Origin of the sequence: Microbacterium invictum (assembly GCF_014197265.1) — a bacterium.
Taxonomy (GTDB): Bacteria; Actinomycetota; Actinomycetes; order Actinomycetales; family Microbacteriaceae; genus Microbacterium; species Microbacterium invictum.
Genome location: NZ_JACIFH010000001.1, coordinates 2,224,717 through 2,246,679, shown reverse-complemented (window position 1 = coordinate 2,246,679; position 21,963 = coordinate 2,224,717). Strand labels below are relative to the sequence as shown.

Below are 21,963 nucleotides of genomic sequence, written 5' to 3'. Positions count from 1 at the left end.
GGTCGCCACGGATGTGGTTCTTCATCCTGCCAGCAGTCATTCCCTACGCGCTCTTCGTCCTCGTTCCATCGATGCAGGGGGTGTGGCTGTCCTTCACCGACTGGAATCTGCTCGATCCGGTCGCGACCTTCATCGGTGCCGAGAACTACGTCGCATTCCTCGACGATCCCGACGCGATGCGGGCATTCGGCAACACGGTCTTCCTCGTGGTGTCGACGGTGGTGCTCGAGAACGCCATCGGCCTCGGGCTCGCACTCGGCATCCACAGCAAGATCAAGAGCCGCGCGGTCCTGCGCCTCATCTTCTTCGCACCGGTCATCATCGTCACGGTCGTGATCGGATTCCTGTGGCGATTCATCCTGCTCGAGAACGGCCCCTTCAATCAGATCCTGGAAGCAGTCGGGCTGGGCGCATTCGCGCAGTCCTGGCTCGGGAATCCCGAGACGGCGCTCGGGGCGATCGCGGTGATGACCGTGTGGCAGTTCTCCGGCTACACGATGGTCATCTACCTCGCGAACCTCCAGGAGGTGCCCGCCGAGCAGCTCGAGGCGGCGTCGCTCGACGGGGCGGGAGCATCTCGGAGATTCTGGTACGTGGTCCGGCCGCTTCTCGGCCCGTCGATCACCGTCAACGTCGTGCTGTCGACGATTCGCGGCCTCATGATCTTCGACATCATCTGGGTCACGACCCAGGGGGGACCGGCAAATCTGACGAACTCCCTGTCGACTCTGATCTACCGCAACGCGTTCCAGTTCCAGGAGTTCGGATACAGCCTGAGCATCGCGGTGGCCCTGTCCGCGCTCGTCGCGATCGCCTCCATGTTCCAGTACGGCGTCCTCACGCGGAAGAAGAAGTAGGCGCACATGAACCGCTACACCTGGAAGACGGGCGTCCGAGAAGGCGCCATGATCCTGCTCGCCGCCTGCACGCTGTTCCCCATCTACATCCTCGTCAACATCGCGATCCGCCCGGTGACCGACATCTCGTCGCCACTCATCCCCACGACCACTCCCACGCTCGACAACTTCGTGGCCGCGTGGAACGGCTCGGGCCTCGGGGACGCCCTCATCAACAGCTTCCTCATCACGGCCGTCACGGTGCTGTTGCTGATACTGCTGTCATCCCTCGCCGCCTACGGGATCGTGCGCATGACGGAGGGGTGGTCGAACGTCGCCTTCTACTTCTTCATGATCGGCCTGTTCCTCCCGGTCCAGCTCGGGATGATCCCGCTGTACCGGTTCTTCGCGGCCAACGAGCTCCTGGGCTCGATCTTCCCGATCATCCTCATCTACCTCGGTCTCCGGATGCCGTTCACGGTGTTCCTCTACGTGCAGTTCATGCGCCAGATCCCGAAGGAGTACGAGGAGTCGGCGTCCATGGACGGCGCGACACCGCTGCAGGCCTTCTTCCGCGTGGTGTTCCCGCTGTCGTCGGCGGTGACGGGGACCGCGGTCATCCTGAACTCCCTGTTCACGTGGAACGACTTCATGCTCCCGCTGCTCTACCTCGGAGGAACGACCAACCGCACCGTTCCGGTCGCCATCTACTCGTTCGTCGGCGATGCCTTCACCAACTGGCCGGTGCTGTTCGCCTGCCTCCTCATCGGCATGCTTCCCGTGCTCATCGTCTTCCTCATCGTTCAGAAGTCCCTGATCCGGGGATTCGCGAGCGGCATCAAGGGCTGATCGAACCCTGACTCGGCCCACCTCCGCACCTCCCACCCACATCGAAAGGCAATCCCATGATTCAACGGCGAATCCTTGCTGCATCCGTTCTCGTGGCGGCGGCCGGGCTCACGCTCACGGCCTGCTCCACGACGCCTGCCGGCGAATCCGACGCCGAACCCGGCGGCTCCATCACGATCGCCTGGCAGTCGACCGAGGCTCCCTCGCTCAAGCCGGTCATCGAGGCGTTCAAGGAGGAGAACCCAGGCGTCGAGGTGACGCTCGTGGAGGCGAGTATCGAGCAGTACTTCGCCTCGCTCCCGACGCAGCTCAGCTCGGGCTCGGCGCCCGATGTCTTCCTGGTGTGGGCGGGGTGGGGCAACGCCGTCGCCCAGAAGCAGCTCGCCCAGTACGGATATCTCGAGGATCTCTCCGGCGAGGACTTCGTCAGCGAGATCCCGGAGGGCATCGCGGGCGCCACGCAGACCGACGACAAGACCTACATGATGCCGACGACGATGCTCGGCTTCTCGCAGTGGTACAACATGGACGCGCTCGAGGAGGCCGGCCTGACTCCGCCGTCGACGGTGGACGAGCTGTTCCAGTTCTGCGCCGACGCGACGGCCGCCGACAAGATCCCTTACGCCCAGGGGTCGGCGACGGCCTCCAGCAACTCGCGGGGCTTCAACGGCTTCTACGCCGACCTCATGGACGGCCGGACGATCGCCGAGGTGATGGAGCCGATCTCGGACGGGACGTCCACTTATGCCGAAAGCGATGTCTGGGTCGAGGGCATGGAGCAGTATCAGCGCATGATCGAGGCGGGATGCTTCCCCTCCGACGCGGTCGCGATCGACCAGGCCGCGGAGGACGATCTCTTCGTCTCCGGCGAGGCGCTGGGGTCGATGGCCCCCACCAACCAGAAGACGGCGTGGGTCGCAAAGGCGCCGGACGGCAATTTCGAGCTGCACCCCGCGACGGAGAACATCCTCCTCTACAACAACAAGGGTGCTGCGGTGAATGCCGCGTCGAAGAACAAGGAGCTCGCGATCGCCTTCGTGAACTTCTTCAGCCAGCCCGAGCAGCGCGCCGCCTTCGCAGCGGGACTCGCAGGCGTGCTCCCGGCGATCCCGGTCGACGAGCCGATCGAAGACCCCAACCTCCAGCTGCTCGCCGACAAGCAGGCGGCCGGTGAGACGGTCGGGTTCTACGCCCAGTTCTGGGAGGACCCGAAGCTTGACTCCGTGGAGATGTCGTCGATCCAGGCGATGTACCTCGGTCAGAACACCGCCGCGGATGTGATCGCCGCGCTCGACGCCGAGCAGGCCGCGTTCCTGGCGGACAAGTAGCGAAGCGCTCGACGATGCGGGGGCCGCTCGTCGGTCCCCGCATCGTCGTTCCACGATCGAGTAAGGAGCGAGGATGCTGAACGTCACGATCGTCGTCGGGAACCCCAAGCCGATGTCCCGCACGCGCCTCATCGCGGAGACCCTCGTCGAGAAGCTGATCCCGGCAGACGTGCGCACCCTTGACGTGATCGATCTCGCGGACTACCTCGACGAGGTCCTCCGGTGGCAGTCGGAGTCGATGGCGGCGCTGACGGATGCCGTCGCCCGCAGCGATCTGGCTGTGTTCGCGACGCCGACTTACAAGGCGACGTACACCGGGCTGCTGAAGTGCTTCCTCGACCGCTATCCGGCGAACGGGCTGGCGGGTGTCACGGCGATCCCCGTGCACACGGGCGCGGATCTCACGCACTCCATGGGCGCCACGTTCACGCTCGCGCCGTTGCTGGCCGAGCTCGGCGCGATCGTCCCGGGCAGAGGCTTCCACCTGCCCATGGGGCAGCTCGCGGAATTGGACGAGGCGACCGAGCGCGCCGCCGCGGAGTACACCGCCAACCTGCGCCGCATCGCGCGGCTCGCTCCCGCGCTGGCGTAGACCCGATCCGGAACGGCGCACCCGTTCCCCGCGTCACGCGCGGCGAGGGTCGAGCAGTTCGGCGAGGGTGACTGCCGATGCCCCGGCGAGCTGGCTCGCCTGCGTCCGGCACGAGAATCCGTCCGCGAGGAGGATGGCATCCTCTCCCATCTGCGCGATGGCCGGGAGGAGAGCGTGGTCGGCGACCTTGACGGAGGTCTCGTAGTGCCCCAGCTCCATACCGAAGTTGCCCGCGAGGCCGCAGCATCCCGCGAGTTCCGTGACGCGCACGCCCGCCTGCGCGAGGAGTTCGCGATCGGCCTGGAATCCCATCACCGAGTACTGGTGGCAGTGGGGCTGCACGACCACCTCGAGGCCGTCACGCCGCGGCGGCTGCCACGCGGCCGCCTCGAGCGCCTCGGCCAGGGTGCGCGTCGCGCCCGCGACCGCGCTCGCCCGGGCGTCGTCGGGGAACAGATCGACCAGATCGCCGCGCAGCACGGCCGTGCACGACGGCTCGATCCCGACGATCGGCGTGCCCGCAGCGGCGAAGGGCCCGAGTGCGTCGAGCAGCTTCGCCAGCCGGCGGCGCGCTCCGTCGAGCTGTCCGGTGCTGATCCACGTCAGGCCGCAGCAGAGGTCCTCGTCGGGGATGCGCACCGAGTATCCGGCGTCCTCGAGCACGGCGATCGTGGCGGCGACGGCGTCGGGATGGAAGGAGTCGCTGAAGCTGTCGACCCACAGCACGACCGGCGTTCCCGCGGCGGGCCGGTGCGGCGACCGGCGCTTGCGGGACCGGTACGGCGTGGCCGCGAACGCCGGCATCCCTCGTCGCGGGTCCATCCCTCCCAGACGCATCCCGAGGCGACGGAGCGGACCGATGCCTGCCACCGCGTTCACAAGGCGGGGCGCGATGCCCGCCACCTTCGCCCACCGCGGCAGCCACCCGAGCACGTAGTGCGACACCGGGCGCAGGCGTCCACGGAAGCTGCGGTACAGGACCTCCGACTTGTACTGCGCCATGTCGACGCCCGCCGGGCAGTCGCGGGAGCAGGCCTTGCAGCTGAGGCACAGGTCGAGCGCGTCGTGCACCTCAGCCGAGTCCCAGCCGCCTGCGATCAGGGAGCCGTTGGCCATCTCCTGGAGCATGCGGGCGCGCCCACGGGTCACATCGTTCTCGTCCTTCGACGCCTGGAACGACGGGCACATGAACCCGCCCGTGTCGGCTCGGCACTTCCCGACGCCGACGCAGCGGTGCACAGCCCGCGTGAAGTCTCCGCCGTCGTGGGCGAACGAGAAGCCGCCCGCGGCGGGGAGCGGGCGTGCGGCCGGCCGCCGCAGGCCGGCATCGAGCGGCGCCGGGTCGACGATCACTCCGGGGTTGAGTAGCGCGTCGGGGTCGAAGAGGGCCTTGAATCGCGCCTGGAGCTCGAGGGCTTCGGACGAGTACATGAGCGCGAGCAGCTCGCTGCGCGCGCGACCGTCGCCGTGCTCGCCGGACAGCGAACCGCCGTGCCGCACGACGAGCTCGGCGGCGTCGTGCATGAAGCTGCGCAGCGCCGTGCCGTCCGCCTCCAGCGGGATGTCGAGACGGACGTGGATGCAGCCGTCGCCGAAGTGCCCGTACGGCAGCCCCTCGACCCCGTGCGTGCGCATGAGCGTCTCGAACTCGCGCAGGTAGGCACCCAGCCGCGCGGGCGGGACTGCGGCATCCTCCCATCCGGGCCAGGCCTGCCGGCCCTGGGGCGTGCGACCCGCCAGACCGGCGCCGTCCTCGCGAATGCGCCAGAGAGCGGATGCCTCGGTGCCGGCTGGCACGATGCGCACGGCGCTCGTCCCGCCGGCGGCGGCGATCGCGCGGGCGTTCTCCAGAGCCTCTGCGGCATCCGCTCCTCCCGCTTCGACCAGGAGCCAGCCGTTGCCCGCGGGGAGGTCGGGGACCGCACCGGCCCCGCGATGGCGGCGGATGACCTCGACCAGCCGGGCGTCGAGGCCCTCGATCGCGAGCGGCCGGAACGGCAGGAGGGCGGGGACGGCGTCGGCCGCCGATGCCATGTCGGCGTAACCGAGCACGACGAGCGCGGGGGCCGGGGCCGCCGGCACGAGCTTCACCGTCGCCTCCAGCATGGTCACGACCGTGCCCTCGGTGCCCACGAGCGCGCGGGCGAGACCGGCTCCGTTCTCGGGGAGGAGGTGCTCGAGCGAGTATCCGCTGACCTGGCGGCCGAAGGTACCGAACTCGGTGCGCAGGACGGCGAGGTTGGCGCTCACGAGGTTTGCGAGTCCCGGCACGGGGTCGAGGCCGTCGCCGGCCGTGAACCGGCGCCCGAGTCCGTCGACGACGTCGAGCTCGATCACGTTGTCCGCCGCCCGGCCGTACGCGAGGCCGTGCGCACCGCACGCGTTGTTGCCCAGCACCCCGCCGATCGTCGCCCGCATGTGGGTCGACGGGTCGGGACCGAACCGGAGTCCGTGCGGCGAGGCGGCCCGGTTTAGCGACGAGATGATGACGCCGGGCTCGACGCGGGCCGTCCGCGCGGCGGGGTCGATGTCGAGGATCCGGTTCAGGTGCACCGAGGTGTCGACGACCACTCCCGGGCCGATCGCGTTGCCCGCGATCGACGTGCCGGCGCCGCGGAGGGTGAGGGGGATGCCGTGCCGCCGGGCGATCTCGGTGGCGGCGAGCAGATCCGCCGTCGTCCGCGGAGCGACGACCGCCGCGGGCACGATCCGGTAGTTGGAGGCATCCGTGGTGTACAGCGCGCGGCGGCCCGCGGCATCCGATACCTCCCCCTCGATCGCGCCGCGCAGCTCGCCGACGAGGTCGTGGACGGGGAGGAGCTCGATGGTCTGCGCGCTCACGCAGGACCCCACAGCGACGCTTGGCCGGTCCCGGGATCACGCCAGGCGGGGCTGCCGTCATCGGAGAGGATCGGACCGGGGAAGTCCGAGACGAACTCGAGCGACACCCCGTCGAGCGCCGCCGGGTCGGTGAAGCAGATGTGCATGCGGCCGTCGGGTTCGCGCGAGTGCGCGATCAGGCCGAGTCCCTGACGCTCGGCCTCCACGTCGGCGCGCGGCACCCGGATGGCGAAATGGTGCACTCCGAGACGCGAGGGGGCGTGGCTGCCCTCTCCCACGGCCTCGAGCAGCTCGATGTACGGCGCGCGCGACCGCGAGACGCTGAAGCGGGCGTCGTGGAGGTGGGGGATGCCGTCCGCCGAATCGACGTAGTGCGCGGACCGGTAGCGGCCGATCGGGCTGAAATCGCACTGCAGGACGACGCCCCATCGGGCGATGGCCGCCTCGAGGTCGGGAACCAGGATGCCGATGTGATCGATCGTGTGCACATGGTCACGGTAGGTCGCCGCGGGCACACGCAGTTGCGTCGGCGCGACGGGCGCTTGCCTGCGGATGACGTGCCTCGGACCGGCCTGGATCGTGACCTCGCCGTTACTTGTCATCCTTGAGTGACACGTGTAACGTACACGAGTAAACCCGACATTACACGTGTAACCACGGCTTCGGGACTACGAGGAGGTAGGAGCGATGACGCTCACGGCAGAACGACCCGCGACGGTGGAGAATCGCTCGATCGACGAGCTCCGGATCGTGCACATCCCCGGCGGCAGCACATACCGCGTGGACGCGACGGAATCGGACCGCTGGCCATATCTCGCCCTGTTCGCCCGCACGGGGCCGGCGCAGGTGCGGGGCCGGCTGCAGCTCGACCTCGGCGACGGCGACTTCACGGTGCTCGGCAACAGCGCGCCGGTCGAGATCCGGGCCCTGGAGGACGCGTCGGTTCTGGCGATCCTGGTTCCCGCCGCATCGCTCGGCCCGCAGGCGGGACGGATGAAGGATGCCGATGCCACCGTCTGGTCGACCTCCGACGGGACCGCGAGCATCGTCGCCCACCTCCTGAACGGGCTGGCCAGCCAGTCGCGCGAGTACGTCCCCACCAACCCCGGGCAGCTCGCGCACCACGTCGTCGGCATGATGGCGCTGCTCTGCTCCGACGCGGGCGCGACCGCAGACCCGCACGGCCGCGGCCGCCTCATGCAACTCGCGAAGGACTTCATCGAGGAGCATCTCGCCGACCTCGACCTCGGTCCCGACGTCGTCGCCGCGCATGCCAACGTGTCCACGCGCACGCTGCACCGCATGTTCGAGGCCGAGGGCATCACGGTGCGCGGCTGGGTCCGCTCCCGCCGGCTCGAGCACTGCCGGATCGAGCTCGCCGATCTCGCGGCGCTCCATATCCCGGTCAGTGCCGTCGGCTCGCGATGGGGACTGTGGGATGCCGCGCACTTCAGCCGGCTCTTCAAGAGCACCTACGGCGCCTCGCCGAGGGCGTACCGCGCTCGCGCCGTCGCCGAGCGCGACGAGTCCGTCGCGGCCGGGCAGCGCGCTCGCTCCGCCTGAGTCCTCGTGAGTGGCGCCGCACGGGATGCCCGGCCGATGTCGGCGCGCCCGCGCAAGTCGCGGACCGGTCCGGGCAAGAGCGGCCGCCCAGAACCGGCGACAGTGAGAGCTGCGAGCAAGAAAACGGAGAAACGACAGTGAGAGAACTGAATGTCGCCATCATCGGCGGCGGCTTCATGGGACAGGCGCACAGCCTCGCCTACGCGGTCGGACCGCTCGGCGCGGACCTCGGGGCCACCGTGCGCCGTGCGGTCCTCGTCGACAACGACGCCGCGGTCGCGCAGAGCGCCGCGGCGCGCCTCGGCTGGGCCGAATGGGCGACGGACTGGCGCGAGGTCGTCGCACGAGACGACATCGACATCATCGACATCTGCACCCCGCCGCAGCTGCACGAGGAGATCGCCCTCGCGGCCCTCGCCGCCGGGAAGCACGTCTTCTGCGAGAAGCCGATCACCAACATCTCGACCGAGGCCGAGCGGATGGTCGAGGCCGCACGCGCCGCCGGCGTCGTCACCCAGGTGGGCTTCAACTACCGGCACACGCCGGCGATCGCGTTCACCCGTCGTCTGCTCGACGAGGGGAAGCTCGGCGTCCCCCTGCAGTTCCGCGGCACGTATCTCCAGGAGACCGGGTTCTACAACACCGACCCGAACCGCTGGCGGGCGCGCAAGGCGACCGGCGGATCCGGGGCATCCGGCGACATCGGATCCCACGTTGTCGACGCCGCCGAGTACCTGCTCGGCGACATCGTGCGGGTCAACGCCCTGCTGCGCTCCAAGGGCGCCGGCGCCGAGACCGGATGGCGCGACGACGCCGAGCGCATCGACGACGACCTCATCGACGACGGCGGTGTGTGGATCTGCCAGTTCGCCTCGGGTGCCATCGGCACGTTCGCCGCGAGCTCCTACTCCTCGGGCCGCAAGAACCGGCTCTTCTTCGAGCTGGACGCCTCACGCGGCGCGGTCGAGTTCGACTGGAACAGCCGCGAGGAGTTCCGCGTCTCGTATGTCGACGAGGCCACCGATCACCGCGGGTTCCGCACGGTGCACACGAACACCGAGCACCCCGACGGCTGGTGGCGCCTGGCGGGCCTCGGCACCGGCTACGTCGAGATCTCCGCCATCCAGTTCCAGAAGTTCATCCGCGCGATCGTCCACGGCGACGACGTCGAGCGCCCGGACTTCGCCCATGCGCTCCACATCCAGCAGGTGATGGACGCGGTCGCCGAGTCGGCGATCACCGGTGAATGGGTCGACGTGCCCCGGTCGGAGCGGTCATGACCGACGACATCCGCTTCGGAGCGAACATCATCACGTTCTTCGAGAGCGCGTGGTGGGGGCTGACGCCGAAGATGCGCCACGCCGAGTGGAACGCCGAGGTGCTCTCCGACCCGCGGCGCTACTTCGACGGGATGCTCGACGGCGTGCGGGATGCGGGCCTCAAGGGACTCGAACTCGCGCCCGATCCCGGTGGCTTCGAGGGTGCGCTGCGCGCGTACGGCTCGGCCGCCGCCTTCCGCCGGGCGCTCGACGAGCGGGGCCTGGTGCTCACGTCGAGCTACGGACCCGGGCGCGTCTACGTCGGGGAGGCCATGCGCGACGCCTTGCTGATCCCGCGCGCCGACGATTACATCCGGCGACACTGCGAGTTCCTCGTCGAGCTCGGCGCGGACACCATCACGTTCGGCAACGTCCCGCGATCCCGGTTCGGACTCGGCGACCCCGACGACTCCGCGACTCCGGAGGACTTCACCGCGCCCGTGGCCCGTGAGGTGCACGAGCAGTACGCGGAGCACATGAACCGGCTCGGCGCGATTACGCGCACGTTCGGCGTCAAGATGGCGATCCACACCGACGCGTACTCGATCTGCTCGCGCAACGACGACATCGCCACGGTGCTCTCGCTCACCGACCCCGACACCGTCCAGCTCTGCCCCGATGCGGGACACATCACGCTCGACGGCGGCGACGCCGTCGAAGTGCTCCGCCGGCACATCGACCGGATCCCGACCATGCACTGGAAGGACTGCATCGGACCGCTCGGCGGTCACACCCTCCGCGGTGACGCCAAAGCCCGCCACGACGTGATGCTCACGTACTTCCGCATCCTCGGCACCGGCATGGTCGACTGGAGGGAATGGATGTCCATCCTCCGCGAGCACGGCTGGAGCGGCTGGGCGATCGAGGAGATCGACAACTCGTTCGATCCGGTTGGCGAGCTGTCGCAGGGGCTCGAGTACTTCCGTCGCGAGCTCGAGCCGGTCGGAGTCCGCGGATGACCTACGCCGTCCCCGCCCCCTGGCACGTGAGCTCGTCCGGCACCGCCGACGCGCCCTTCGACGAGTTGCGCGACATCCTCGCGCGCGTCGTCGCGGCCCAGGGCGGGGGCGGCGCCGCCCTCGCGATATACCGCGACGGCCGACCAGTCGTGGATCTCGTCTCCGGCGGGTACGCCGAGGACTCCGTGCAGTCGGTGTTCTCGGTGTCGAAGGCGATCGCGGCCGTCCAGGTCGTGCGACTGCACGCCGACGGGCGACTCGATCTGGATGCGCCGGTCGGCGATTGCTGGCCGGAGTTCCGCAAGTCGTCGACGGTCGGGCTCACGACACGGATGGTGCTGGCACATCAGTCCGGGATCCCGGCCGTCGACCCGACCTTCACCCTCGAGGCACTCGCGGCCGGCGCGGAGGACGCGGCGGTCGCCGCGCAGGAGCCGTACTGGCAGCCCGGCACCGCTCACGGGTACCACGCGTTCACGTACGGCACCCTCATCGACGGCGTCGTCCGTCGCGCTACCGGTCGCGGGATCGCGGAGCACATCCGCGACGAGATCACGGCCCCGCTCGGCGCCGACACCTGGTTCGGCATCTCCGACGCGGTCGCCGATCGGGTGCGGCCCGTCCTGCGACCGCGCACCGCCGTCACCGACCGCGTCGTGCGCACCGCCGACGCGGCGGTCATCCCGCCGGGACAGATCGGCCGGATCGCGCGCACGCGGGACGTGTACAACGACCCGCTGTTCCGCACCGCGGGATTCCCCGCCGTCGGGGCGATCTCCGACGCACGCTCCCTCGCCCGCATCTTCGCGGCGACTCTCGGCCCCGTCGAGGGCGTCCGGCTCCTCGACACCGACGCGCTCGCCGAGCTGACGAGCCCGCGGGCCATCGGGTTCGACCGGGTGCTCGGCATTCCGATCTCCTTCGGATCCGGGGTGCAGCTGCCCTTCCCGCAGCTTCCGCTCCTCGGGCCTCGCTCCTTCGGACACGAGGGCGCCGGGGGCTCTGTCGTGTTCGCCGATCCCGAGTGGGGGATCTCGGTCGGCTACGTGACGGACATGTTTCCCCCGCTCATGGGCGCGGGTGTCGGATTCGACACGCTCCTCGCCACCATTCGACACGCACTCGTGCACAACGGAAAGGCCCTGTCGTGACCGCACCGCTCATCGAGCACATCGGCATTCTCGTCCCGAACCTCGAGGAGGCGATCGAGCGCTGGAGCGCGGCCACGGGCTACACGTTCAGCCCGATCGCGCGCTACCGCACCGATCGCTACGCCGACCACACCGGTCCGGAGCACTTCCACGACGCCCGCATCTCCTTCTCGAAGGAAGGACCGCCGCGCATCGAGCTTATGGAGGTCACCGGCGCCGGCACCCACGGACCGAGCGAGCTCGGCATCCATCACTTCGGGTTCCCCGGCACCGCGGACTGCCTCGGCAGGATGGGCGAGCTCGCCGCCCAGGGGATCCGGCACGACGGCGTCGCCTTCGACGGCGAGGGCCGCATCCTGCTCTGGTTCACCGAGAAGCAGGCCCTCGACGGCATCCGCCTGGAGTACGTGTCGCGTCTGCCCGGACCCACTGTCGCCGACAACGGCAGCGCCCTGTGGGTCGACCCGGCGACGGGCCGCAACAGCCTGTGGGGGCCGCCCGAGCCCGTGAGGTGAGCGGCGTCCTGACGGGGCTCGCCGTCGTCGGCTCGATCATCGCGCTGGGGTGGATGCTGCGACGCACCGGAGTCCTCTCGGGCGACGGACCCGGCGTGCTCAACCGCGTCGCGTTCTCGGCCGCCACCCCCGCGCTGCTCTTCACGGTGATGTCGCGTGCCGACCTCGCCGACCTCGCGTCGCCGCACATGCTCGGCGCGGTGGCGGCGTTCGCCGGGGCGGCGCTGACCTACGCCGCGGTCAGCGCGCTCGCCTTCCGCGACGGTTTCGGGCGCACCGTCGTCGGGATGACCTCGTCGGGGTTCGCGAACAACAACAACATCGGCCTGCCGCTGACGCTCTTCGTGCTCGGAGACGTGCACTATGCCGCGATCGTGCTGCTGATGCAGACGGTGCTCGTGACGCCGGCGTTCCTGACTGCGCTGATCGCGGCATCCGGCGGCACGCCCTCCCTGCGGCGCATCCTCGTGGCGTTCGTGACCAACCCGATCGTGCTCGCGTCGGCCGCGGGACTCACCGTCGCGGCGCTGGGGTGGAGCATCCCCGAGATGCTCATGGCGCCGTTGGACATGGTGGCCGCGACGGCTATCCCACTCGTGCTCCTCGCCTTCGGCGCCTCGCTGCGCGGTGCGCGACCGCTCGGAGCCGGCTCGCCCGTCCCGCAGGTGCTGACGGCGTCCGCGATCAAGTGCGTCGTGATGCCGGCGATCGCTTACGCGGTGGCGGCCTGGGGATTCGGGATGTCGGGCACCGACCTGTTCGCGGCGGTGCTGGTCGCGGCGCTGCCCACGGGGCAGATGGTGTTCAGCTACACCGCCCGCTACGGGGTGGCCGTGACGCTCGCGCGGGACACGGTGCTGATCACCACGCTCGGCTGCGCGCCGGTGATGGTCGTGCTCGCGTTGGTGATGGCATGAGGCCGGCGGCGCGGCCGTGGCCGCCGGCGCTCGCGTTCTGCTGCATCGTCGTGTTCGCCCTCAACCTGCGCACGGCCATCCCGACCATCCCGCCGCTGCTGGACGCGATCGCGGCGGACTTCCCCGTCGACGAGGGTGCACTCGGCGTGATCGGTGCCGCGCCCTCCGTCTGCTTCGCGGTGTTCGGGTTCGCCGCGCCGTTCCTCGCACGGGGGATCGGGCTCGAGCGCTCGGTGATCGTCGTGCTCCTGCTCACGGGCGTCGGGCACGTGCTGCGCGGACTCGCCGTGGACGCGGCGACCCTCCTCGCGGCCACTGCCCTCACCCTGGGCGCGGTCGGGATCGGCAATGTGCTGCTGCCCGCGATCATCAAGCGCTATTTCCCGTCGCGCATCAGCGTGCTCACCGCGGTCGTCGGGTTCGTCTTCTCGATCGCGACGGGCGCCGCCGCGGCGATGTCGGCGGGGATGGCGGATGCCTTCGGCTGGCGCGTGTCGCTGGCCACCTGGGCCGCTCTCTGCGCCGCGGCCGTCCTCCCGTGGCTGCTGCTGGCCCGCGGGGTCTCGGCGGACGATCCGGCCGGACTCGAGGAGGTGGAACCGGAGCCGGGCGTCCTGGGGCGCGTCTGGCACTCGCCGCTGGCATGGGCGCTGGCGACCGTGTTCGGCTACGGGGCGTTCGCGATCTACACGCTCTTCATCTGGCTCCCGAGCATGCTGCGCGATCTCGCCGGCGTGCCGCTCGGCGCGTCGGGAGGGCTCATCGCCCTCTTCGCGCTGATGGGCGTGCCTATGAACATCGTCATCGTCCTGGTCGCCGGTCGGCGGCGGTGGCAGATCCCGCTCACGGCGACAGGGATCGCGTGCTTCGCCGCAGGCTATCTCGGCCTGCTGCTCGCGCCCGAGACCGGCACGGCCGTGTGGGTCGCGCTGCTGGGCCTCGGGCCGTTCATGATGCAGATGGTGCTCGTCCTCCTCGGGGTGCGCACGCGCACCGCCCGCGGCACGGTGGCGCTGAGCGCGTTCGTGCAGGGTGTCGGATTCGCGCTCGGCGCGGCGGGGCCGCCGCTCGTGGGCTCCGTGCACGCCGCCGTCGGCGGCTGGACGATCCCGCTGGTGATCCTGCTCGTGGGGCTCGTCGCCCCGCTCGCGGCGCTGCTCGTGCTGCGTCGCCATCGCATGCTCGAGGATGAATGGCACCGACGTCCCAGCGGACGGCGGTGACGGTCAACCGCCCGAACGCCCGACGAGCCACGCTCGGCCTGTGCACGAGACCTGGCCAGAACCCGCCCTCCCCGTCCTGACCGGCGGGCCGCGCCTGAACTGGGCGATCCTCGCCCCCGGGCGCATCGCCCGATCGTTCGCACGCGCGGTCCTCACCCACACGGATCACACGATCGTGGCGGTCGGTTCACGGTCGCGCGAGCGCTCGACGGCCTTCGCGGCCGAGTTCGGCATCCCGTACGCCTTCGCCTCGTACGAACAGGCCGTCGCGCGAGGGGAGGTGGATGCCGCGTACATCGCCGCGCCGCACACGCACCACCTGCCGCTGGCCCGCATCGCGCTCGACGCGGGAGTTCCCGTGCTCATCGAGAAGCCGCTCGCGGCCTCGGTGGCCGACGCGAGGGAGATCGTCGCTGCCGCGCGCGCAGCAGGGGTCTTCGCGATGGAAGCGATGTGGACCCGGTTCCACCCGTGGGTCGACGTCGCCGACCAGCTCATCGCGTCCGGCGCGATCGGAGAGGTCGTGTCGGTGGGGGCTGAGATCGGCCGACGCTTCGCCTTCGACCCTCGCGACCGGCTCTTCGATCCTGCGCTGGGCGGCGGTGCGCTGCTCGACATGGGAATCTACGCCGTCTTCCACGCCCTGCATTTCGGCGGCGACCCGATCGGCATCACGGCGTCCGGCGTGCGCGCACCGACCGGCGTCGATGCGCAGTCCACGACCGTGCTGAGGCTCGCGGGGGGAGGGCTGGCGACGGTCGGCGCATCCCTGGCTTCGTTCACGCCGAGCCATGCGATCATCGCGGGCACCGAGGGGAGCCTCCGGGTAGAGGGGCGTTTTCCGATGCCCGCGCCGCTCGGCTGGTACGGGCGCGACGGGGAACTGATCGGCACGTTCCGCGATACGACCGGCCTGGAAGGGCACGCGGCGCTCGCACGGCAGGCGGCGTGGATGGCCGCCCACGTCGCCGACGGTCTGCTCGAGTCGCCGCGGCATCCGCTCGTGACCTCCATCCGCCAGCTCGAGATCGTCGAGGAAGCCCTCGGGCAGTTCTGACTGGCGCGGACGTCGCTTCGCTTGGCGGACAAGCGCAAGCCGGGTCCGGATCGGGTACTTAGGCTTGAAACGATGTCGAAACAACTCCGGGTCGCCGCCGCCACGGTTCTCAGCGAAGAGCTCTGCGAGCTCATTGAAACGATCGAACCGCGGGTCGAGGTCGTGCGCGACCAGTCCCTCATGCCCCCGTCGCGGTACCCCGGCGACCACGGGGGCGATCCCGCCTTCGTCCGCACCGCCGCGCAGCAGGCGGCCTTCGAGGCGATCGTCGACAGCGCCGACGCGCTGTACGGCCTGCCCGACGAGAGTGCTGCCGCGCTCCGGCGGACCGCCGAGGCCAACCCCGGGCTGCGCTGGGTCCACACGTCACGGGCAGGCGGCGGCGCCCACGTCAAAGAGGCGGAGCTGTCCCCCGAGGTCCTCCAGCGAGTCGTGTTCACCACCTCGGCGGGGGTCCACGCGGACCCGCTCGCGGAGTTCGCGCTCCTCGGCGTCTTCGCCGGCGCGAAGGACCTCGACCGGCTTCAGCGCGCTCAGCGCCGCCACGAGTGGGAGCTGCGCTGGACGCTCGGCTGGGTGAGCCGCCAGCGGATCGCCGTCGTCGGCCTCGGCAGCATCGGGCGCGCGGTGACGGCGAAGCTCGCCGCGGTCGGCGCCACCGTGATCGGCGTCCACCGCCGCATCGTCGAGGTCCCGGGCGCATCGGAAGTCGTGACGCTCGACCGCCTCGCCGAGGTGCTCGGCACGGTCGACGCCGTCGTCCTCGCCCTCCCCGGGACCGACCTGACGCAGCACATGTTCGACCGCGCGGCGTTCGCGGCGATGAAGCCCGGCGTCACGTTGGTGAACGTCGGACGGGGCTCCACAGTCGACGAGTCCGCGCTCGTGGATGCGCTCGTCGACGGCACGATCGGATTCGCCGCACTGGATGTGTTCGAGGTGGAGCCGTTGCCGCAGACAAGCCCCCTGTGGGCGATGGACAATGTCATCATCAGCCCGCACGGCGCAGCGATCACGGTCGAAGAGGATCGCCTCATCGCGGAGCTCTTCGCCGAGAACGCGACACGGCTTCTGGACGGGCTCCCGCTGCGGAACGTCGTCAACACCGTCGAGTTCTACTGACCACGCGTCCCCCACGCGCAATACGGCGTCCCCACACGTCAACACCCATCGCAGGCAGGGGCGCACAGTGGATAGCCAGGACAAGGAATCACCGGAGAATCCCATGACCACCACCGCTCATGCGCCACGCACCGAGCATGACGGCGTCGTCTACGACGAGGCCGGCTCGGCGAACGCGCAGCGCCGCGGGCGCCGCTTCAACACGATCTGGTTGTTCGCCCTCCCGGCCCTGATCCCGTACCTCTTCGTCGTGATCATCCCCTCCGTACAGGGCATCACGTTCTCCTTCACGGACTGGAACGGGCTGAACCCCGACTGGAGCTGGGTCGGCTTCGACAACTACGTCCGGCTGATCAATGACAAGGCAGCCGTCGGCGCCGTCGTCAACACGCTCACGCTCGCGGTCGTCGTCACGATCTTCGAGAACGTGATCGGACTCGCGCTCGCCCTCGCGCTCAACACGCGGATCAAGAGCCGCAACGCCCTCCGTCTCGTGTTCTTCGCGCCGGTCGTCGTGCTGTCGGTCGTCGTCGCCTTCCTGTGGCAGTTCATCTACACGCCGAGCGGACCGATCAATCAGGTGCTCGAGGCGATCGGACTCGGGGAGCTCGCGCAGAACTGGCTCGGCGACCCCGACCTCGCCCTCGGCGCGATCTCGGTCATCATGATCTGGCAGTTCTCGGGCTACGCGATGGTGATCTACCTCGCCGGGCTCCAAGGAGTTCCCCAGGAGCAGCTCGAGGCGGCCGCGCTCGACGGGGCAGGAGCCTTTAAGCGCTTCTGGTACGTCGTCCGCCCGCTGCTCGCGCCGGCCATCACGGTGAACCTGATGCTCGCGCTGATCCGGGGCCTCATGGCCTTCGACCAGATCTGGGTCACCACCCAGGGCGGACCGGCGCAGTCGACCGAGACGCTGTCGACGCTCGTCTACCGCAACGCCTTCCAGTACGGCGAGTTCAGTTACAGCGCGGCGATCGCCGTGGTGCTGTCGCTCTTCGTCGCCGCGCTGGCCATCGTGCAGTACCGCCTGCTCAACCGATCGGGGAAGAACGCGTGAACCGCTACACGTGGCGTACCGGCACCGGCGAAGTCGGGATGCTGATCGCCGGGCTCATCTTCCTGTTCCCGATCTACATCCTGATCAACATCGCCATCCGCCCGGCCTCGGACGCGTCGTCACCGATCGCGCCCACCCAAGACCCCACCTTCGCCAACTTCGTCGAGGCATGGAACGCGTCCGGCCTCGGGATGGCGATCGTCAACAGCATCCTGGTCACCGTCGTCAGCGTCCTGCTGATCGTGGCGATCTCGTCGCTCGCGGCCTATCCGCTCGCCCGCATCACGGCGCGGTGGTCGGCGGCGGCGTTCACGTTTTTCATGATCGGCCTGCTGCTGCCCTTCCAGCTCGGACTGATCCCGCTGTACTCGACGATGCGCCAGCTCGGACTGCTCGGCGGCGTCCTGCCGCTCATCATCATCTACGTCGGCCTGCGCGTCCCGTTCTCGCTGTTCCTCTACGTGCAGTTCCTGCGGCAGATCCCGCTCGACTACGAGGAGGCAGCCTCGATCGACGGAGCCAACCGGTTCCAGGCGTTCACCCGGGTCGTCTTCCCGCTGCTGCGTCCGGTCACGGGCACGGTCGTGATCCTCAACGGACTGTTCATCTGGAACGACTTCCTCCAGCCGCTGCTCTACCTCAGCGGGACGAACAACCGCACGGTGCCGGTCGCTGTCTACAGCTTCGTCGGCGAGTTCACCTCCCAGTGGGGCGTGATCTTCTCCGCGCTCATCATCGGCGTGATCCCGGTGCTGATCGCATTCTTCTTCCTCCAGAAGTCGCTCATCAAGGGGCTGGCCAGCGGCGTCAAAGGCTGAGCGCGAGGACGTCCGGAACCCCGGACGCCACACAGCAATGAAAGGTAATCGACAGTGATGAAGCTCTCGAAGAGAATGCCTGCCGTCCTTGCGGCCGGTGCCGCGGCCGCCCTCGTTCTCGCTGGTTGCAGCGGATCGAGCGACCTCGGCGTATCCGGTGCGGGAAGCAACCTCCTCACGATCTCGTGGAAGGGCTCGGAGAAGGCCGGCATCGACGCCGTCGTGGCGGCCTACAAGGAGCAGAACCCGGACGCCGAGATCGTGGTCACGATCGCCGACACCGAGCAGTACCAGGCCACGCTGCGCACGCAGCTCGCCGCGGGCAGTGCCGCCGACGTCATGTACATCTGGCCGGCCGACGGCAACCCCGGCGCGCTGCTGCAGATCGCGCCGGGCGGATTCCTCGAGCCGCTGACCGACCGCGAGTGGGCCGACGACTACCCCCAGTTCATCGAGGACCAGCTCAGCTACGACGGCGACGTCTATCTCATGGGCAACCTGGTCAACGCGTTCGGCGCGATGTACAACCAGTCCACCCTCGACGAGACCGGTCTGACCCCGCCGGGAGCCTGGCCCGATGTCATCCCGTTCTGCGAGGCGGCCATCGATGCCGGCAAGGTGGCGTACGCCGTCGGCGGCGCGACCCTGAACAACGTGCAGAACGCGCTCTACTCGATCGCGCCGACCACGGTGTACGGCGAGAACCCCGACTTCGACGAGCAGATCGCCGCCGGCGACACCAGCTTCTCCGAGGAGCCCGGGTACGTCGAGGCGTTCGACAAGTACCAGCAGATGATCGACGCCGGATGCTTCAACTCCGACGCGACCGGTGTCAACAATGACGGCATGCTGGCGATGGTCGCCGACGGCTCGGCGATCGGCACCATGCCCAGCGCGCTGCAGCTGTCGGCCCTGCGCACCCTGGTCGGCGACGACCAGATCACCTTCGCGCCGTTCTCGGGCGGGGACGACGCCGAGACCGGCATCCTCGCGGCCGCCAGCTCGGGCGGTGCGGGAGTGAACACCAACGCGAAGAACAAGGAGATGGCGCTGGAGTTCGTCGACTTCCTGGGATCGACCGAGGGCGCCCAAGCCTACGTTCAGGCGATGAAGGGCCCCGTGGCGGCGCTGCAGAACCCCGACATCGACCCGGGTCCCGACGCACTGACGCTCATCACGGACTACATCGAGCAGGAGCGCACCGTGCACTTCCTGAACCAGTACTGGCCCAACGCCCGCATCGAGCAGGCGATGTTCTCCGGCCTCCAGGGCATGCTCACCGGTGACACCACCGCTGAGGAGGCGCTCGAGGGAATGGACTCCGAGTACACACGCTGACCCGTCCGCCGACAGCGGGGGTGGAGACGACGTCTTCGCCCCCGCTGGTCGCTCCTGCACGGAGCGGGCAGGCTGGGCCAGAATCTATCTAGGAGGAAGCATGACGGCAGCAGAGACCACGCCGGTCAAACGCGTCACCACGGCCGACGTGGCGAAGGCGTCGGGCGTGTCGCGCGCCACCGTCAGCTACGTCCTGAACGACGTCCCGGGCCGCGCGATCTCGCAGGCGACCCGCGATCTCGTGCTCGAGACGGCGCACCGGCTCGGCCACATCCCGAACGGGCCGGCACGTTCGCTGCGCACCGGTCGCAGCAACGTCGTCCTCGCGCTGGTGCGCGACTACACGATCGGCTACGTGGCCGACCGCCTCATCGAAGAGCTCGACCGCGCGCTCGCCGCCCGCGGGTTCGTGCTCGTCGTCCACCGGTTCGAAGAGGACCAGCACTCGATCTCCGAACTGTGGGGCATGATCTCGCCGGACCTCGTGGTGTCGATGGGAGGCCTCACGCCTCCGACCCTCCCCGAGCACTCCCCGGTGCGGCTGCTGGGTGTGCACGGGATCTTCCCGCACGAGCGCGCCGGTGCGATCCAGATCGAGTACCTGCACTCCCGCGGGCACCGTCACATTGGCTACGCGGCCGTGGACAATCCGCGCGTGGCGCTCGTGGCGCAGGAGCGCTACGCCGGCGCGGTGCAGGCGACCGCCGGACTCTCCCTCCCTCCCCTCCGGCGGCACTCGCTCGTGCCGGGCGACGTGGACGGCGCCAATCGCGCGCTGGACGACTGGCTCGGCGGCGACTCCGCCGTCACGGCGATCTGCGCGCACAACGACGAGATGGCGCTCATGCTGATGTCGGCGATGCAGTCCCGCGGGCTCCGCCCGGGCCACGACATCGCCGTGATCGGCGTCGACAACATCCCGATTGCCCGCATGAACGTGACGACCGTGGAGATCAACGTCGACGCGTATACCGAGCTGATCGTCGACCGCGTGATGCGGGTCGTCGACGGCGAGGCGCTCGAGTCCGACCCGGTGTCGGTCGAGTCGCTCGATCTGCTGCGGCTGATCGTGCGCGATTCCGCCTGAGCGCTGTGGCGCGGGATGGCCAGTCGCGGTCGCGTCCGCTCAAGACCGCCCGCGCGAGGTGCGTGAAGCTGGTCACATGACCCGCGACACGATGAGCCTGGTCCTCTTCTACAGCCCGTTCGGCCGCCTCAACTACAGCTGGCGGCGCCCCAGCAGCCGTGCCGAGGACGTCATGACGCTCGACTACATCGCGGGGGTCGCGCGCGAGGTCGAGGCGGCGCGCTTCGACGCGATCTTCCTGGCAGACAAGCTCCGCCGCGACGGCACGGACCTCATCCAGATCGAGCCGCTGACGACCCTCGGGGCGCTGTCGGCGGTGACCGAGCACATCGGACTCGTCGCCACCGTGTCGACCACCTTCTCCGAGCCGTACAACGTGGCGCGGATGCTGACACAGATCGACTTCCTCTCCCGCGGCCGGGCGGCGGTCAACATCGTGACCTCGACGGAGGGCGAGGAGAACTTCTCGCGCGAGCTCCCGGCCAAGGCCGAGCGCTACCGGATCGCGCAGGACTGGCTCGACGCAGCCGTCGCGCTGTGGGACGGCTGGGAGCCCGACGCCGTGCTCGTCGACCGTGAGGCGAACGTGTGGGCGGACACGTCGAAAATGCACCCGGCCGACCACGTCGGTCCGTACTTCCGCGTCGCCGGTCCGATGACGGTGCCGCGCTCGCCGCAGGGGCGGCCCGTGATCGTGCAGGCCGGCCAGTCGCCCGAGGGCGTGGACTACGGCGCCCGCAACGCCGAGGTGATCTTCACCGCGAAGAACGAGTTCGACGAGGCCGTCGGTTTCGCGGCCGACATGCGCGCCCGGGCGGACACGTTCGGCCGGGACGGCTCCGCGTTGCGGATCCTTCCCGGTGTCGTGCCGATCGTCGGATCGACGGATGCGGAGGCGCAGGAAATCGCGAACGAGATCGCCGAACTTTACGAGCTCGAGGACGGGATCGCCTACCTCAGCCTGCTGCTGCTCGATGTGCCGCTGGACGACCTCGATCCTGACGCGCCCATTCCCGTCGAACGTCTGCTCACCCTTGAGGAGGCGGAGTCGAGCAAGAACCTCCACGCGAGCCGCTACCCGAACATCCACCGGATCATCGTCGAGGAGCGCCCAACCCTGCGTGAGATGGTGCGCACCCGCGCGAAGGCGACCGGGCACCAGTTCCTGATCGGCTCGGCCTCGACGATCGCCGACGAGATGGAGCACTGGTTCCGAAACGCAGCCTGCGACGGGTTCACCATCATCCCGCCATATATGCCCGAGGGCGTCACGCGCATCTGCCGGGAGCTCGTGCCCGAACTTCAGCGGCGAGGGATCTTCCGCACCGAGTACCCAGGCACCACGCTCCGCGACACCCTCGGTATTGCCTGAGCAACTCCTCCGCGTTGAT

Annotated in this window: 20 protein-coding genes; 18 read left to right on the top strand and 2 right to left on the bottom strand. The window is 69.4% G+C overall.

What is annotated here, in order from left to right:
- The first annotated feature begins 11 nt into the window (after positions 1 to 11).
- From BKA10_RS10440 to BKA10_RS10425, 4 genes are all read left to right on the top strand, one after another.
- Positions 12 to 857, top strand: a complete 846-nt coding sequence (locus BKA10_RS10440) for a carbohydrate ABC transporter permease (protein ID WP_183499837.1) — start codon at positions 12 to 14, stop codon at positions 855 to 857.
- A 6-nt stretch (positions 858 to 863) separates the two neighbouring features.
- Positions 864 to 1,685, top strand: coding sequence for a carbohydrate ABC transporter permease (locus tag BKA10_RS10435; RefSeq protein WP_183499836.1), 822 nt, complete (start codon positions 864 to 866; stop codon positions 1,683 to 1,685).
- A 56-nt stretch (positions 1,686 to 1,741) separates the two neighbouring features.
- Complete coding sequence (locus tag BKA10_RS10430) at positions 1,742 to 3,013, top strand: ABC transporter substrate-binding protein (protein WP_183499835.1); 1,272 nt, start codon at positions 1,742 to 1,744, stop codon at positions 3,011 to 3,013.
- A 73-nt stretch (positions 3,014 to 3,086) separates the two neighbouring features.
- A complete protein-coding gene (locus tag BKA10_RS10425) occupies positions 3,087 to 3,605 on the top strand; it encodes an NADPH-dependent FMN reductase (protein ID WP_183499834.1) in 519 nt (172 codons plus the stop codon).
- A 33-nt stretch (positions 3,606 to 3,638) separates the two neighbouring features.
- Here the strand turns inward: BKA10_RS10425 and BKA10_RS10420 are convergent, their stop codons facing one another.
- Together BKA10_RS10420 and BKA10_RS10415 are read right to left on the bottom strand one after the other, a co-directional pair.
- Complete coding sequence (locus BKA10_RS10420) at positions 3,639 to 6,446, bottom strand: FAD-linked oxidase C-terminal domain-containing protein (protein WP_183499833.1); 2,808 nt, start codon at positions 6,444 to 6,446, stop codon at positions 3,639 to 3,641.
- On the bottom strand, positions 6,443 to 7,048 hold the full coding sequence (locus BKA10_RS10415; RefSeq protein WP_183499832.1) for a VOC family protein: 606 nt from the start codon (positions 7,046 to 7,048) through the stop codon (positions 6,443 to 6,445). Before BKA10_RS10415 ends, BKA10_RS10420 begins: the two co-directional genes overlap by 4 nt.
- 85 nt (positions 7,049 to 7,133) lie before the next feature.
- Between BKA10_RS10415 and BKA10_RS10410 the strand changes: the two genes are divergently transcribed.
- The 14 genes from BKA10_RS10410 to BKA10_RS10345 all read left to right on the top strand — a co-directional run bounded on the left by BKA10_RS10410 (position 7,134) and on the right by BKA10_RS10345 (position 21,944).
- Positions 7,134 to 8,009, top strand: a complete 876-nt coding sequence (locus BKA10_RS10410; protein WP_183499831.1) for an AraC family transcriptional regulator — start codon at positions 7,134 to 7,136, stop codon at positions 8,007 to 8,009.
- A gap of 137 nt (positions 8,010 to 8,146) precedes the next feature.
- Positions 8,147 to 9,289, top strand: a complete 1,143-nt coding sequence (locus BKA10_RS10405) for a Gfo/Idh/MocA family oxidoreductase (RefSeq protein WP_183499830.1) — start codon at positions 8,147 to 8,149, stop codon at positions 9,287 to 9,289.
- The gene (locus BKA10_RS10400) at positions 9,286 to 10,287 is read left to right on the top strand and encodes a sugar phosphate isomerase/epimerase family protein (protein WP_183499829.1); all 1,002 of its coding nucleotides are present in this window, start codon (positions 9,286 to 9,288) and stop codon (positions 10,285 to 10,287) included. The genes BKA10_RS10405 and BKA10_RS10400 overlap by 4 nt, the downstream gene beginning before the upstream one ends.
- Entirely contained in the window at positions 10,284 to 11,438 is a 1,155-nt protein-coding gene (locus BKA10_RS10395; RefSeq protein ID WP_183499828.1) for a serine hydrolase domain-containing protein, read from the top strand. The genes BKA10_RS10400 and BKA10_RS10395 overlap by 4 nt, the downstream gene beginning before the upstream one ends.
- Positions 11,435 to 11,953 (top strand): VOC family protein, encoded by a 519-nt coding sequence (locus tag BKA10_RS10390; RefSeq protein WP_183499827.1) that lies wholly within the window; start codon positions 11,435 to 11,437, stop codon positions 11,951 to 11,953. The genes BKA10_RS10395 and BKA10_RS10390 overlap by 4 nt, the downstream gene beginning before the upstream one ends.
- Complete coding sequence (locus tag BKA10_RS10385) at positions 11,950 to 12,870, top strand: AEC family transporter (RefSeq protein ID WP_183499826.1); 921 nt, start codon at positions 11,950 to 11,952, stop codon at positions 12,868 to 12,870. Before BKA10_RS10390 ends, BKA10_RS10385 begins: the two co-directional genes overlap by 4 nt.
- A complete protein-coding gene (locus tag BKA10_RS10380) occupies positions 12,867 to 14,093 on the top strand; it encodes an MFS transporter (protein WP_183499825.1) in 1,227 nt (408 codons plus the stop codon). Before BKA10_RS10385 ends, BKA10_RS10380 begins: the two co-directional genes overlap by 4 nt.
- A gap of 40 nt (positions 14,094 to 14,133) precedes the next feature.
- Positions 14,134 to 15,150 carry a Gfo/Idh/MocA family oxidoreductase gene (locus tag BKA10_RS10375; protein WP_183499824.1) on the top strand — a complete coding sequence of 339 codons (1,017 nt, stop codon included), beginning with the start codon at positions 14,134 to 14,136 and terminating at the stop codon, positions 15,148 to 15,150.
- Between the two features lie 72 nt (positions 15,151 to 15,222).
- Entirely contained in the window at positions 15,223 to 16,272 is a 1,050-nt protein-coding gene (locus tag BKA10_RS10370; RefSeq protein WP_183499823.1) for a D-2-hydroxyacid dehydrogenase, read from the top strand.
- Positions 16,273 to 16,375: 103 nt separating this feature from the next.
- Positions 16,376 to 17,329, top strand: coding sequence for a carbohydrate ABC transporter permease (locus tag BKA10_RS10365; RefSeq protein ID WP_183499822.1), 954 nt, complete (start codon positions 16,376 to 16,378; stop codon positions 17,327 to 17,329).
- Positions 17,326 to 18,147, top strand: a complete 822-nt coding sequence (locus tag BKA10_RS10360) for an ABC transporter permease subunit (protein ID WP_183499821.1) — start codon at positions 17,326 to 17,328, stop codon at positions 18,145 to 18,147. The genes BKA10_RS10365 and BKA10_RS10360 overlap by 4 nt, the downstream gene beginning before the upstream one ends.
- A 57-nt stretch (positions 18,148 to 18,204) precedes the next feature.
- Positions 18,205 to 19,485 (top strand): ABC transporter substrate-binding protein, encoded by a 1,281-nt coding sequence (locus tag BKA10_RS10355; RefSeq protein ID WP_241740260.1) that lies wholly within the window; start codon positions 18,205 to 18,207, stop codon positions 19,483 to 19,485.
- A 100-nt stretch (positions 19,486 to 19,585) separates the two neighbouring features.
- Positions 19,586 to 20,572 (top strand): LacI family DNA-binding transcriptional regulator, encoded by a 987-nt coding sequence (locus BKA10_RS10350; RefSeq protein ID WP_183499819.1) that lies wholly within the window; start codon positions 19,586 to 19,588, stop codon positions 20,570 to 20,572.
- A gap of 76 nt (positions 20,573 to 20,648) precedes the next feature.
- Complete coding sequence (locus BKA10_RS10345) at positions 20,649 to 21,944, top strand: NtaA/DmoA family FMN-dependent monooxygenase (RefSeq protein WP_183499818.1); 1,296 nt, start codon at positions 20,649 to 20,651, stop codon at positions 21,942 to 21,944.
- Positions 21,945 to 21,963: the final 19 nt, after the last annotated feature.

What these genes read in the sequence shown, in the direction of transcription:
- BKA10_RS10440 (WP_183499837.1), top strand. Translation starts at nt 12, where the DNA reads ATGTGGTTCTTCATCCTGCCAGCAGTCATTCCCTACGCGCTCTTCGTC.
- BKA10_RS10435 (WP_183499836.1), top strand. Translation starts at nt 864, where the DNA reads ATGAACCGCTACACCTGGAAGACGGGCGTCCGAGAAGGCGCCATGATC.
- BKA10_RS10430 (WP_183499835.1), top strand. Translation starts at nt 1,742, where the DNA reads ATGATTCAACGGCGAATCCTTGCTGCATCCGTTCTCGTGGCGGCGGCC.
- BKA10_RS10425 (WP_183499834.1), top strand. Translation starts at nt 3,087, where the DNA reads ATGCTGAACGTCACGATCGTCGTCGGGAACCCCAAGCCGATGTCCCGC.
- BKA10_RS10415 (WP_183499832.1), bottom strand. Translation starts at nt 7,048, where the DNA reads ATGACAAGTAACGGCGAGGTCACGATCCAGGCCGGTCCGAGGCACGTC.
- BKA10_RS10410 (WP_183499831.1), top strand. Translation starts at nt 7,134, where the DNA reads ATGACGCTCACGGCAGAACGACCCGCGACGGTGGAGAATCGCTCGATC.
- BKA10_RS10400 (WP_183499829.1), top strand. Translation starts at nt 9,286, where the DNA reads ATGACCGACGACATCCGCTTCGGAGCGAACATCATCACGTTCTTCGAG.
- BKA10_RS10395 (WP_183499828.1), top strand. Translation starts at nt 10,284, where the DNA reads ATGACCTACGCCGTCCCCGCCCCCTGGCACGTGAGCTCGTCCGGCACC.
- BKA10_RS10380 (WP_183499825.1), top strand. Translation starts at nt 12,867, where the DNA reads ATGAGGCCGGCGGCGCGGCCGTGGCCGCCGGCGCTCGCGTTCTGCTGC.
- BKA10_RS10370 (WP_183499823.1), top strand. Translation starts at nt 15,223, where the DNA reads ATGTCGAAACAACTCCGGGTCGCCGCCGCCACGGTTCTCAGCGAAGAG.
- BKA10_RS10365 (WP_183499822.1), top strand. Translation starts at nt 16,376, where the DNA reads ATGACCACCACCGCTCATGCGCCACGCACCGAGCATGACGGCGTCGTC.
- BKA10_RS10355 (WP_241740260.1), top strand. Translation starts at nt 18,205, where the DNA reads ATGAAGCTCTCGAAGAGAATGCCTGCCGTCCTTGCGGCCGGTGCCGCG.
- BKA10_RS10350 (WP_183499819.1), top strand. Translation starts at nt 19,586, where the DNA reads ATGACGGCAGCAGAGACCACGCCGGTCAAACGCGTCACCACGGCCGAC.
- BKA10_RS10345 (WP_183499818.1), top strand. Translation starts at nt 20,649, where the DNA reads ATGACCCGCGACACGATGAGCCTGGTCCTCTTCTACAGCCCGTTCGGC.